This is a genomic window from Streptomyces sp. NPDC044044 (assembly GCF_056434405.1).
Genome location: NZ_JBWKFG010000011.1, coordinates 245,270 through 257,887 on the forward strand (window position 1 = coordinate 245,270; position 12,618 = coordinate 257,887).

At 70.9% G+C, this 12,618-nt stretch carries 11 protein-coding genes; 4 read left to right on the plus strand and 7 right to left on the minus strand.

Going from position 1 to position 12,618, the window contains the following annotated elements:
• Nucleotides 1-54: 54 nt before the first annotated feature.
• The gene (locus tag AC07AG_RS37010; RefSeq protein ID WP_478760924.1) at nucleotides 55-963 is read left to right on the plus strand and encodes a LysR family transcriptional regulator; all 909 of its coding nucleotides are present in this window, start codon (nucleotides 55-57) and stop codon (nucleotides 961-963) included.
• A gap of 42 nt (nucleotides 964-1,005) precedes the next feature.
• Here AC07AG_RS37010 and thrS read toward each other — a convergent pair whose 3' ends face one another.
• The gene (thrS, locus tag AC07AG_RS37015) at nucleotides 1,006-2,256 is read right to left on the minus strand and encodes a threonine--tRNA ligase (protein WP_478761039.1); all 1,251 of its coding nucleotides are present in this window, start codon (nucleotides 2,254-2,256) and stop codon (nucleotides 1,006-1,008) included.
• A 167-nt stretch (nucleotides 2,257-2,423) separates the two neighbouring features.
• Between thrS and AC07AG_RS37020 the strand changes: the two genes are divergently transcribed.
• A complete protein-coding gene (locus tag AC07AG_RS37020; RefSeq protein ID WP_478760926.1) occupies nucleotides 2,424-2,696 on the plus strand; it encodes an ANTAR domain-containing protein in 273 nt (90 codons plus the stop codon).
• Nucleotides 2,697-3,129: 433 nt separating this feature from the next.
• On the opposite strand, the gene AC07AG_RS37025 is transcribed toward AC07AG_RS37020, so the two are convergent.
• The 4 genes from AC07AG_RS37025 to AC07AG_RS37040 all read right to left on the minus strand — a co-directional run bounded on the left by AC07AG_RS37025 (nucleotide 3,130) and on the right by AC07AG_RS37040 (nucleotide 8,684).
• Nucleotides 3,130-3,750: a DUF305 domain-containing protein gene (locus tag AC07AG_RS37025; RefSeq protein WP_478760927.1), complete on the minus strand. Its 621-nt coding sequence runs from the start codon at nucleotides 3,748-3,750 to the stop codon at nucleotides 3,130-3,132.
• A gap of 131 nt (nucleotides 3,751-3,881) precedes the next feature.
• Nucleotides 3,882-4,730 carry a DUF1996 domain-containing protein gene (locus tag AC07AG_RS37030; protein ID WP_478760929.1) on the minus strand — a complete coding sequence of 283 codons (849 nt, stop codon included), beginning with the start codon at nucleotides 4,728-4,730 and terminating at the stop codon, nucleotides 3,882-3,884.
• Between the two features lie 170 nt (nucleotides 4,731-4,900).
• Nucleotides 4,901-6,820, minus strand: a complete 1,920-nt coding sequence (locus AC07AG_RS37035; RefSeq protein WP_478760931.1) for a discoidin domain-containing protein — start codon at nucleotides 6,818-6,820, stop codon at nucleotides 4,901-4,903.
• Nucleotides 6,821-6,869: 49 nt separating this feature from the next.
• Nucleotides 6,870-8,684, minus strand: coding sequence for a coagulation factor 5/8 type domain-containing protein (locus AC07AG_RS37040; RefSeq protein WP_478760933.1), 1,815 nt, complete (start codon nucleotides 8,682-8,684; stop codon nucleotides 6,870-6,872).
• A gap of 403 nt (nucleotides 8,685-9,087) precedes the next feature.
• Between AC07AG_RS37040 and AC07AG_RS37045 the strand changes: the two genes are divergently transcribed.
• A complete protein-coding gene (locus AC07AG_RS37045; protein WP_478760934.1) occupies nucleotides 9,088-10,140 on the plus strand; it encodes a LacI family DNA-binding transcriptional regulator in 1,053 nt (350 codons plus the stop codon).
• Between the two features lie 27 nt (nucleotides 10,141-10,167).
• Here the strand turns inward: AC07AG_RS37045 and AC07AG_RS37050 are convergent, their stop codons facing one another.
• Entirely contained in the window at nucleotides 10,168-10,656 is a 489-nt protein-coding gene (locus AC07AG_RS37050) for an ATP-binding protein (protein WP_478760936.1), read from the minus strand.
• Between the two features lie 8 nt (nucleotides 10,657-10,664).
• Nucleotides 10,665-11,546: an MEDS domain-containing protein gene (locus AC07AG_RS37055; RefSeq protein WP_478760937.1), complete on the minus strand. Its 882-nt coding sequence runs from the start codon at nucleotides 11,544-11,546 to the stop codon at nucleotides 10,665-10,667.
• 128 nt (nucleotides 11,547-11,674) lie between these two features.
• On the opposite strand from AC07AG_RS37055, the gene AC07AG_RS37060 reads away from it, so the two are divergent.
• Nucleotides 11,675-12,583: an aminoglycoside phosphotransferase family protein gene (locus AC07AG_RS37060; RefSeq protein ID WP_478760938.1), complete on the plus strand. Its 909-nt coding sequence runs from the start codon at nucleotides 11,675-11,677 to the stop codon at nucleotides 12,581-12,583.
• The last annotated feature ends 35 nt before the right edge of the window (nucleotides 12,584-12,618 follow it).

Below are 12,618 nucleotides of genomic sequence, written 5' to 3' on the forward strand. Positions count from 1 at the left end.
TGTTGTGGAGGGTCCGCCTCCAGGACGTACGGACAGGGACGCAAGGGAAGCGACATGAATCTGGCCAGCCTCGACCTCAATCTCGTCGTCGCGCTCCGCGCCCTCCTGGAGGAGCGCAACGTGACCCGCGCCGGGGAGCGGATCGGGCTCAGCCAGCCCGCCATGAGCGCGGCCCTGGCCCGGCTGCGCCGCCACTTCGACGACGACCTGCTCGCCCGAAGCGGCGGCCACTACTCGCTCACCGCGCTCGGCCAGGTACTCCTCGACCGCACCGCCACCGTCTACGACCTCCTCGACCGCCTCTTCAGCAGTCAGGCCAGCTTCGACCCGGCCCACGAGCAGCGGGAGTTCAGGCTCCTCGCGTCGGACTACGCCGTCGCCGTCTTCGGCGCCGAACTCGCCCGCGCGGTGCACGAGTCGGCGCCCGGCATCCGGCTGCGCTTCACCCAGACCCCGACCACCGTGGTCGACGACACCGGCGTACTCCTCAGTGCCGCCGACGGACTGCTCATGCCGCACGGCGTCGTCAGCGACTTCCCCGCCACCGACCTCTACGAGGACCGGTGGGTCTTCCTCGTCGCGGAGGACCACCCCGACGTCGGCGACCGCCTCACCCGCGACGATCTGGCCCGGCTGCCATGGGTGACCTACCAGCGGACCTACGACGCCCCCGCCGTACGGCAGTTGGGCATGCTCGGCGCCGAGCCCCGCGTCGAGGTCTCCGTGGACAGCTTCCAGACACTGCCGCTCCTGGTCGCCGGGACCCGGCGGATCGCCCTCGTCCAGGAGCGGCTCGCCCGGCTGCTCGCGCCGGTCGCCCCGGTCAGAGTCCTCGAACCGCCCTACGAAGCAGTCCCGTTGCGGGAGGCCCTGTGGTGGCATCCGGTGCACACGCACGACGCCGCCCACATCTGGCTGCGGGAGACGGCCGCCGAGGTCGGCGGCCGATTGAAGGCGGCGTAGAGACCCCCTTCGTCCCACGGTGGCTCGTCACGCGGTGTCTCGTCATGCGGGCGGGCCGTCCCACAGGGCGGTGCTGTGGGCCCCGACGAGCGCGCCGATGCGGGTGAGCACGGCGTCGGCAGGCTGCGGGTCGAGGCGGCGGCCGTCGCGCAGGCGCAGGGCGACGTGGTCGTCGGCGGCTTCCTTGGCGCCGATGACGGCCTGGTAGGGCACCAGGCGGGCCTCCCTGATGAGGGCGCCCAGGGTGCCGCGCTCGGGCCCGGCGATCTCGGCCCGCAGCCCGAGCTCCGCGCAGCGCCGTGCGAGCGCATCGGCGTTCGGCAACTCGGCCTCGGAGATGGGCAGGACGGCCAGCTGGGTGGGGGCAAGCCAGGCGGGGAAGGCGCCGCCGTGCTGCTCGACGAGGTGGGCGACGGCTCGTTCCACACTGCCGATGATGCTGCGGTGGATCATCACCGGGCGGTGTTTCGCGCCGTCCGCGCCGATGTAGTGCAGGTTGAAGCGGTCCGGCTGATGGAAGTCGATCTGCACGGTGGACAGGGTGGATTCCCGGCCCGCGGCGTCGGTGAACTGGACGTCGATCTTGGGTCCGTAGAACGCGGCCTCCCCTTCGGCCGCTTCGTAGGGAAGGCCGGAGCTGTCCAGGACCTCGGTCAGCAGGGCGGTGGAGCGCCGCCACATCTCGGGGGCGGCGACGTACTTCCCGCCGGGGCCCGGCAGGGAGAGCCGGTAGCGGGCCGGGGCGATGCCGAGCGCCGCGTACGCCCCGCGGATCATCTCCAGGGCGGACCGTGCCTCGTCGGCGACCTGGTCCGGGGTGCAGAAGATGTGCGCGTCGTTCAGCTGGATGGCCCGGACGCGAGTGAGGCCGCCGAGCACGCCCGAGAGTTCGGAGCGGTACATGCTCCCCAACTCGGCCATGCGAAGGGGGAGTTCGCGGTAGCTTTGGGAGCGGGAACGGTAGATCACCGCGTGGTGGGGGCACAGGCTCGGCCGCAGGACGACCTGCTCGCCGCCGAGGTCCATCGGCGGGAACATGTCCTCGCTGTAGTGCGACCAGTGCCCCGAGATCTCGTACAGCTCCCGCTTGCCGAGCACCGGTGAGTACACGTGCCGGTATCCCGCCTTCTGCTCGGCGGAGCGGATGTACTCCTCCAGGGTGTGCCGCACCGCCGCGCCGTCGGGCAGCCAGTACGGAAGGCCCGCGCCGATCAGCGGGTCGGTGTCGAACAGGTCGAGCTCGCGGCCGAGCTTGCGGTGGTCGTGCATGGCGGTCTCCTCGCGTACGTCGATACATCGATACGTCGGGACATCGATACGTCGGGCGAGTGACCGCACGGCGAAGCCCCGGGGCACTCGCCCCGGGGCTTCGACTAGGACATCGGTCAGCGCGCCGGGACACTCTCCGGCGTCGTCGTCATCGCAGCGCGCTTCATGCCGGGCACGCTAACAGGGGAGCGGTGCTGTCCGCCCGGCAATTTCCGCCGGGCGCTCTCACCAGCTACTGGCCACCAGCCACTGGCCACCGCGGGGTCATCGACCAGGCCATCGGTGTCGTCATCGCCCAGCAGGGCTGTTCCGCCAGGCAGGCGTTCGCGATCCTGCGCAAGATCTCCCAGAACCGCAACGTCAAGCTCCGTGAGCTGTGCGTCTATCTGATCGCGCGCCTCACCGGCGAGGCGCCTCCCGAGGCGCCTCCCGAATCGCCGGGACTCCGTCCCCGTCCGCCCTGAGGGCTCGCGCATGCGGGAGCCGAGGCAAAGAGGCCGTTCACAGCCGTTCCGATCATGCGAGCGGAAGTCCTATCCTCGGCAAAGGAGTTAGGACGCAGCTCCGTGGTCACACCGGTAGCCGTCCTACGCCTTTCCGCGCGGCGCCGAGTGGACACTCCCTGCGGGCCAGCAGGAGCCGCATCACCGACGAGGCGGCTCCTGCCAGAGCCCTTCGTGGTGGGAAATCCCGCATCTCACCCATGGAGGGCACTGCGCGAGGAAGCGACGAGGGGGAGCCTCGTTCCTCGCGCCCCGGGCGGCCGTCGCCACCCAGTGCGCGGCGGCCGCCTTCAACCGGCCGCTCCGTTCGCACAGGCGAGACGTTACTCCGACTTGCCTTCACCGTCCGCACACAAGTGCGGAGTTGGTACGAACCGTTGCACCCTGTGGCTCCTCAGCGATCGGCGCCGGAGGTGCTGCCGCGCTCGCCGGGAAGCGACTTCAGCTGGTCGGCGCGGGTGTCGGCGATACGGGCCGCGAGGCGCCGGACCTCACCGCTGCCGGCCGAGCGGGCGGCGGAACGCGAGACGCGCCGCGAGTGGCTGAGGTGGTCACGGAGCTCTTGGCGGACGAAGCGGTCGAAGACCGCACCGGTCAGCCGACGGCCACGGGCGAGATCGGACCCGGTGACCATGCCGGGCATGTCGTGGCCCCGGTGCACATTGGTGCCGGGCAGGCCCATCCGGTGCAACAGGGGCTTCAGGAGGGCGAGTTCAGTGCGATGCTCCTTGGTCCTGGCCGCCGCCCAGGACGCCAGATCCGCCGCCGAAGCGCGGTCGGCGGCGAGCTCAAGAAGCTGTTCGGCCTGGTCGTCCATCGGGATCACCAGCTGGATCCAGCCCGAGTCGGTGGCGGTGGCCCCGGAGAGGGAGGGGCTTGCGGAGGTGGTGGGGGTTGCCGGGGCGGCAGCCGGTTCCGAGCAGCCGCCAAGCAGCAAGGACAGGGACAGGGACAGGGAGAGAACCAGGGAGGAGACGAGTGAAGGAGCGAGCAGGAGGGCGGGTACCGGCTTCATGAGGTCTTCCGGTGGGCGGGGGCCCGTGCCCGGCAGGAGGGGAGTCCGGCCGGGCACGAGGCTTGCGGAGACGCGCAGTTGACGGGCTGGGACGCCGAGACGCCGAGACGCCGAGGAACTGGGTGCGCCGGTCAGGAGGGGCGCCCGTCGGCACCGCACTTGACGATGGGGTTGATGCAGTCACGCACCCGGCGTTCCATCTCCTCCTCGGGCCATACGTTGATGAAGTCGCCGTGCATCGTGTACCCCGCTCCCGAGGCAAGGCGAAGGTCCGACGGGTCGCCGTTGACGGGGTAGCGCAGGACCTGACGGAGCTTGGGCACGGGAACCGGGTGGGTGGCGGGGCAGGCGCCGTTCACCGGATAGGACATGTGGCTCTTGTGGTCCGCGGAGTCGAGGTCCTTGCCGTTCCAGCACTGCGGGAAGTCGAGGTAGGACTCCAGCATCGACCCGGCGGGGCAGTTGACGAAGTCGGGCGACGAGCCGACCTCGCCGTGGTGCAGGCAGGACCAGCGGGAGATGGTGTTGTCGCCGGGCCCGGTGGCCTTGGCGTTGCCGGCCACGATGCGCAGGCCGCGGGGGATGGGCCGGGTCTTGGCGATGATGTCGTCCCGCACCCCCTCACCCAGGTAGTAGAAGGTGGTCCCGGTCGGCTCGACCGGGGTGTTGCCCTCGTACAGGGTCGGCACCCAGTAGGCGGAGAGGTCGGTGTCGGGCGCGCAGGTGCTCGCCGAGCCGTCCAGGCTGTCCAGGTCGGAGTGGGCGTCGGTCGAGGTGTTGCCGAAGAAGCTGTGCATGTGGGAGGCGCCGGGCAGCCCGGGGAAGATGATCGGGTCGTCCGGCGCGCGGTGGCTCGCGGGACACTCGGCCAGGAACTCGGCCACGCGCACGACGTCCGCCTTGGGCGCGGCGGCCGCCTGCGCGCCGCTCTCGGGGAGGGTGACGCCGAGCAGCGGCAGGGCCAACGCCGGCAAGGTCATGGGAAGTCGGCGACGGCGGTGGCGGGGTGGTTCCGGCTTCGGGGGAGCGGGGTGTCTGGTCACGGGGGCTCCGATCGGTTCGATGCGAGGAAGAGGGAGGAGGGCGGGGGAGTCGCGGGAGGTGAGGGAGGCGAGGGGGGCGAGGGGGGCGAGAGCGGAAGCGGGTTTGGTCAGCTCTTCTGCTCGGCCCGCACCCAGTCGATCTCCGCCTTGACCCCGCCCGCCGCGATCTTGTCGACGCTGGACTGCGGCAGACCCCAGTACGGCTGGGTGACCTTGTTCCAGCCGGCCGGGTAGGCGCCGCCCAGGGCGAGGTTGAGGATGACGTATTGGTTGTGGTCGAAGACCCACTCGCCCCGGGTGGACTCCAGCTTGTTGCGCGTCGTCTCCTGGACGATGCGGTCGTCGACGGAGAAACGCATCGTCGTCGGCGTCCACTCCACCGCGTACGTGTGCCACTGGTCGGCGGTGCCGCCGTTCGGATAGGTCTGGCGGGCGCCGATGTTGCCGTCCGCCGAGTAGCCGGGGCCGTGCAGCGCGGAGCTCGTCCAGTCCGCGTAGCCGATGTTCTCCATGATGTCGGTCTCGCCGGAGGCGGGCCACGAGACGTTCGGGTCGTCCACGTCGCTGCCCAGCATCCAGAAGGCGGGCCAGAACCCGTCGCCGACCGGCAGCTTCATGCGGGCGCTGACCTTGCCGTACGTGAAGTCGAACTTGGTGTTGGTGTCGACGCGGCCCGATGTGAAGTCATAGGTGCCGCCGCCCGCGCTGGTGCAGTTGTCGCAGTAGTCGGCCTCGAGGACCAGACTGCCGTTCTCCGTGCGGATGTTGTTCGTGGAGTCGACGTACGCCTGCGACTCGCCGTTGACCGACCCCATCTCCTGCCCGGTTCTGACGACGCGCCACTTGGAGCGGTCCAGGCTCGCGCCGGTGAAGTCGTCGAAGAACGTCGTCCTGTACGCCCCCGACTGCTCACCCGGCAGCGCGGGGTACGCGGCGGACGCGCTGCCGCCCGTGCCCCACACCTGGAACTCGTAGAGGGAGTAGCCGAATTGGGCGGTGGCCGGAGCCGGGTTGTGGAAGGACCGGCGTTCCTTGCCGAGCATCCGCACATAGCGGCCGGTCGCGGGCTGCGAGAGCCGCACGCTGTCGTGCCTGCCCACCGCGTCGGCGGGGGACTTGACGTCGGCCCGGCGCTCGGCGACCTCCGCGGCGGAGGGCTTGTGGACCGTGCGCCAGGTCTGGTGGTCGTCGGAGACCTGGAGTTCGTAGTCGACCGCGTAGGCCGCCTCCCAGTAGAGGTCCACGGTGTCGATGGTGGAGCGCGCGCCCAGGTCGACCGAGATCCAGCGGTTGGCGTTCCAGTCGCTCGACCAGCGGGTCTGATCGGCCTTGAGGTTCGCGGGCCAGCCGCCGTCGGTCACGAAGGCCGGTGAATTGCCCGCGTGCTGATAGCGGTTGGAGCGGGCGGGGTGGTTCAGGGCGAGGTTCGAGCGGGTCGTCGATGCCGGTGCGGGTTCGCCCCCGTAGACCTTGAAGGCGTGCAGTGAGTAGCCGTAGGGCGTGGCGCGTTCGACGCCGCGCATTCTGACGTACCGGCCCGTCACTTCCTGGGGGTAGGTGTGAGCGGTGACGGAGCCGCCCGTGCCTGCCGTCTCCGTGTAGAAGGGGGTCCAGTCGGTGCCGTTCTTCGAGGCCTCCAGGACGTACTTCTTGCCGTAGGCGGCCTCCCAGTCCAGTACGACGCGGTCGACGCGCAGGGTGGTGCCGAGGTCGACGCGTATCCACGCGTCGTCGGCGAACTGGCTGGACCAGCGGGTCGAGGCGTTGCTGTCGAAGGCGGCGCCGGGGCCGGGGGTGCCGGCCTCGTTGCCGGACGCGGTCGCCGATGCCGGGTTCGTGGTGTACGCCTCGGCGGCGCGGTCGGTGTCCCAGGCCGCGGCGGCGACCGCCCCTGGGGGGTCGGCCGGAGCGGCGGAGGCGACACCGGCCAACAGGGTCAGGGCGCAGGCCGCCGCGAGCGCGACGACGGGGGTGCGTCTCTTTCTCCGGGAGGCGCCGGAGCTTCTTCGTGAGGTGCCGGAGCGCATGCTGCTCTCCTTGCGGGTGGCGGGGAACTGGTGCGGGGCGTCCGGCGGTTCAGGGGAAAGTGACCACCGTGGACGGCACCGTGTCGGAGCCCGATGTGGGAGCGCCGATCCCGTTGATGACGTGCGCGTACTGGCCCTTGCCGCCGAGCGAGACGACGAGCAGGTGGTGGAACTTCACGCCCGGCTTGTTCGGGGCGGCGAAGCCGTGCTCCTGCACGATGCTCGGGTCGACGTTGTAGTAGCAGTAGCTGCCGAGACCCCAGCCCTCGTGGGTGGTGACGGAGTCGGCGACCTTGTACGCGGCGAAGCCCTTGATGCTGCCGTTCTGGATCGCGGCCTGGTTGGGGGCGTCGTACGCCTTCTCGTTCTGGTAGAAGATCGTGCGCCCGCGCTCGCCGTTCCACTGCACGTCGTACTTGTTGAAGTGCTCCACGAACAGGCCGGTGGCCAGCACGTCGGCGCCGTTGACGACCACTCCGTAGTCGGCCCGGTTGGTCTCCCAGCCGACGCCCTCGCCGTGGTCGGCGCGCCAGACCCAGGTGTGGTCGACGATGGTGTGGCGGCTGTTGACCACCAGGCTGGTGGTGGCCTTGCCCGCGCCGGCCCCGCCGATGCGGACGAACACGTCCTGGACGGTGGTCGGGTTGCCGACGTGCGGCGCGCTCGCGCCCTTCGGGCCGATCTCGACGAGCGTCGCGGAGTTCTGCGGCCCGGCGTCGACCAGGAAGCCCGCCAGGCGCACCCCGTCCACGTCGGCGGTCTTCACCGCGGTGACCCCGCCGTCCGGGATGAGGGTGGCGTAACCCATGCCGAGGACCACGGTGTTGGCCTTCTTGACCTCGATCGGCCGGTCGAGGTGGTAGATGCCGGGGGTGAGCAGGAGATGGAGCCCCCGGTCGAGGGCGGCGTTGAGGGTGGCCGCGCTGTCCCCCGCCTTGGCGACGTAGAAGGCGGAGAGGGAGAGGGACTGCCCCTGCGGGGTGCCGCTGCCCCAGCTGGTGCCACGGGCGTTGGTGCGCAGGGCGGGAAGGAAGACCTTGTACTCCGCGCCGTCGAGGTAGAGGAAGGGCTTCTCGCGGGAGTACGGGGTGTTGTTCAGGGTGGTGTAGGGCGGGTTCGGGAAGGAATCGCCGGGGGCGCCCTCCACACCGGAGAAGACCATGTTCCACACCGCGTTGAGCCAGCCGCCGATCGAGCTGTCACGGGTGTACCACTGCTGCTGGGAGTACGGCTGGACGGTGCCGTCGATCCGGCTGTCGGCGATGTAGCCGCCGCTGGCCCAGCCGTAGCCGTTGGGGGCGAGGTTCAGGTCGCCGCGCACGTGCATGCGGCGGAACGGGGCGGCCTGGGAGACCGCCCAGCGGTTGGCGCCGCTGACCGGGGAGAGGGAGAGGTTCTCCGCCGAACGCCAGAAGTTCTGCGTGGCGTTGCCGTTGAACCAGCCCGCGTCGACGGTGACGTCGCCGTTGATGTGGGTGTTGTCGGGGGTCAGCCCCAGGCCCATGATCGAGGTGTAGAAGCCGATCTGGGCGTTGAGGCCGCTGTACGTGCCGGGCTTGAACAGCAGGGCGTAGCGGGCCGTGCCGAACTGCGCCGACTCCTGCTTCTTGAAGATCTCGTCCAGTTTCGCCTGTATGCCCCCGGTGGACGGGTCGAAGATGATGACGTTCGGGCCGAAGTCGGGAGCGGCGGCGTTCGCGGGCTGCGGGCGTCGGGCAGCGGGCGCCTGGGCCGACGGCGCGTCGGGCGCGGCGACCGCCGGGGACGCGAGCAGACCGGTGGCCGGGACCGCCAGGGCGGCGGCCAGGGCGGTGCGGCGGGAGAGGGTGGATCTCGCGGCGGGCGCGGGCAGGTGCTCGGACATGACAAGTCTCCCTGTTTGCGGGGCGGTTGATTCGCCGGGGTGCTGGTGGTGGGGGCGGCGCCGCTCCGGAGTGAGGTGGGGCAGAGCGGTGCCGCAGGCGTTCGGTTTGAGTTCAGAACATGAACGGTGATCGTTGAGAGAGCGCTCTCTCGCGTTGGATAGTTGTGTCTGCGACAAGGCGCGTCAAGGGGGTGCGCACGATGTCGCGCTGACTCGGTGGAGAGAAGTCAACTAGGTGACTCTGTGGGAGAGTTGGCGTCAATCGCTCGCACGTGGGCGATATGCCCCCCCGCGGTGCTCGCGATGTGCGTGGTGCGACAACAGCCTGGTCTGCGATGACAGTTGACGCGCCATCAGGGACAGAGATCGAACGCCCGGCCCACGCGGTTGCTATAAAGACCCCGTGACTGCCGACGCCCTGCGCCCCGCCCGTCCGGTGACCCTGGAGGACGTGGCCCGCACCGCGGGGGTGTCGCGCGCCACCGTCTCCCGGGTCGTGAACGGCGCGCCCACCGTCGACCCGGTGCTGCGCCGCAGGGTGGAGGAGGCCGTCGAGGCCACCGGCTACGTCCCCAACCAGGCCGCCCGCTCCCTGGTGACCCAGCGGACCGACTCCATAGCCCTGGTGGTGTCCGAGCGGGAGCGGCGGCCGGTCGAAGCCCCCTTCGTCGGCCGGATGTTCACCGATCCCCACTTCGGGCGGGTGGTCGGCGGGCTCCTGGACGTGCTGCGTCCGGCCGGGGTCCAGATGGTCCTGATGCTGGTGGACGACGAGACCTCGCGCCGGCAGTTCCTGTCGTATCTGCGGCAGGGCCACGTGGACGGCACGGTGCTCGTCTCCTCGCACGCCTCCGATCCGCTGCCCCGGCTGCTCGCGGAGACCGGCCTGCCCGCCGTGCTCGCCGGACGTCCGGCCGGGACGGTCCCGCTGCCGTACGTGGAGGTGGACCAGCGGGCCGGGGCGCGCATGGCCGTCGACCGGCTGGTCGCCGAGGGGCGCCGCAGGATCGGCACCATCGCGGGACCGCAGGACATGCCGGCCGCCCAGGAGCGCCTGGAGGGTTTCCGCGAGGCGCTGGCCGCGCACGGCATCAGCGGCGCGCCCTGGGCGGAAGGGGACTTCACGCGGGTGGGCGGCGCCGATGCGACCCGGCGGCTCCTGTCCGAACACCCGGACCTGGACGGCGTGTTCGTCGCATCGGACCTGATGGCGCAGGGCGCGCTGCAGACCCTCCTGAGGGCGGGCAGACGGCTGCCGCGGGACGTGGCGGTGGTCGGCTTCGACGACAGCGAGGCCGCGCGGGCCTGCGAGCCCGCGCTGACCACGGTCCGGCAGCCGGTGGAGGAGATGGCCGCCGAGATGGCCCGGCTGCTCCTTGGGAGGATCAAGCAGCCGGGGGACTCGCCGCTCTCGACGGTGTTCCGCCCGACGCTGGTCGAGCGGGCTTCGGCGTGAGCGGTGGTGGTCTTCGGTCCTTGCCGCTCAGGACAGCAGCGCCACCAGTGTGACCATGGTCCCGGCCGGGCAGACCGTGACGTCGAAGTGGTCCGTGAGGGCCTGGGCCAGCCACAGGCCCCGGCCGCTCTCGGCCTCGTCGGCCTCGGGCAGCGTGGCGGACTCGCACGGTTTCGGCCGGGTCGGTCCGAGGCCGCCGTCCGTGATGACGCACCGCAGCCCCTCGTCCGTGTGCGTGAGGTGGACGCGGCCCTTGCCGCCGCCGTGCACGACCGCGTTGCTCGCGACCTCGTGCACGGCGAGCACGAAGTCGCTGAGCCGGGGTTCGCACAGGCCCGCGTCCTCCGCGCGCCGGGTGACCTGGAGCCGCAGGCGTGCCAAGTCGGCGATGGTGAAGGGGAGTTCGAGGAGAGTGTTCCTGCCCGGTGCGGGGGCGAGGGTGCTGTGGAGGTGCTCCCGGTGTGGGGCCGGGTCACCGCCGTTGTCGTCGTTGCCGATGCCGCGGTTGAGGATCACTGCGCGGATCACCCTTCGCCCAGGACGAGTTGTGGCACTACGGCGGCTCCGCAGAGCCGTATCAGTTTGTCCTGCTCGGGTCGGCAGCGGACCATGAGGAGGTGGCCGATGGGGAGCCTGCCCGCGAGCCGCACCAGGGTCGACGCGCCGTGCACGTCCATGAAGCACAGCTCGGTCAGGTCGAGTACGCCGGGGCGGTCGGGACGATCGGAGCGGTCGGGGCCGGCCAACGCGTGCGCGAGCGCCGAGTCGAAGTCCTCGCGCGTGGCGAGGTCGACGTCTCCGGCGACCCGCAGCTCGTTGCCGGTCCGGGTGACGTCCAGGGCGCCGAGGCGCCGCAGGATCCGTTTGGGGTGCGCGTCGCGGATCCGGCCCAGGATGCTCTCGCCGAACCTGCGCCGGTCGTACTCGCAGATGGCGGTGAACCCGATCTCAGCGAAGAGCGGCGAGAGCCCGGCCTCGTAGTCGACGAGGAGATCCTGGTCGACGCCCGGTTCTGCGGCCCAGCCCATGTCGCCGACCACCCGGATCCCGGAGAAGCCGTCGTGGCGGGCCTTGTCGGTCAGCTCCACCCAGGTCTGGGCCCGTTCGGCCGGGTCGAAACCGTTGTCCGGGTCGTAGCCGGGGACTTCGTTGACCACGGCGAGACGTCCGTCCATGAGTGCGGGGCCGAGCGGGAAGCCGCTGGAACTCAGCTGCTCGGCCGCGAGGGCGGGAGTGGTAGCCCGGTCGGTGAAGAAGATCACCTGCTCGCCGCGCGAGAGGCCGATGTCGGCGTACGCGGCGCGGAGTTCCCAGCGGGTTTCGTCGTCGTCGAATCCGAGGCAGGCGTGGTCCCCGGAGTTCATACGGGTGACGGAGACCGTCCTGGTCACAGAACTGGAATCCATGGGGCAGACCTTAAGGTCCGCGCGAGGCACCACGGCGGCGGTGATCACTGTTGACTGAAGTCGTTCCAATCGCTCGACAACTCGATAATTCGTTGCAAGGCGCGATCGCCGGAGGCGATGATCCCCGCATGGTTCCGACACCTCCCGACGGGCGCGCAGGTATCGACGCCGCCCTGGTGAAACGTCTGGTCGCCGCGCAGTTCCCGCAGTGGGCCGACCTGCCCGTCAGACCCGTGGAGGTCGACGGCTGGGACAACCGGACGTATCGGCTCGGAGACACCCTGACGGCCCGGCTGCCCACCGCCGCCGGCTATGTCCCCGCGGTCGCCAAGGAGAGCGAATGGCTGCCCCGGCTCGCGCCGTCCCTGCCGTGCGCCGTCCCGCCGATCCTGGGCGAGGGCGTCCCGGGCGAGGGGTATCCCTACCCGTGGTCCGTCCGCGGCTGGCTCGACGGCGAGACGGCGGTTCCTGAACGCATCGGCGACAGGGCGCTGTTCGCCGACTCGGTGGCCGACTTCCTTCTCGCCCTCCAGCGCTGCGACACCACCGGGGGCCCGCTCGCGGGCGAGCACAGCTGGTACCGCGGTGCGTCCCCTGCGTACTACGACGAGGAGACCCGGCGGTGCATCGCCGCCCTCAAGGGCCGCGTCGACACGGACAGGGCCGCGGTCGTGTGGGACGCCGCGCTCGCCGCCGAGTGGCGCGGCACGCCCGTGTGGTTCCACGGCGACATCGCGTCCGGCAACCTCCTTGTCGCCGACGGCAAGCTGACCGCCGTCATCGACTTCGGCACGTCGGGCGTCGGCGACCCGGCCTGCGACCTGGTGTGCGCGTGGGGGATGTTCTCGGGTGAGAGCCGCGAGGTGTTCCGGCGCGCGGTCGGCCAGGACGAGGGCAGGTGGGCGCGCGCCCGCGGCTGGCTCCTGTGGAAGTGCCTGCTGACCCTGAGCGGGTACATCGACACCGATCCGGAGCGGGCGGCCGTCGACCAGCACTTGATCGCCGAGGTCCTTGCCGACCACGAGCTCTTCGGCTGACACCACACCCGCGTCCACGCCCACGTCCACGCCCG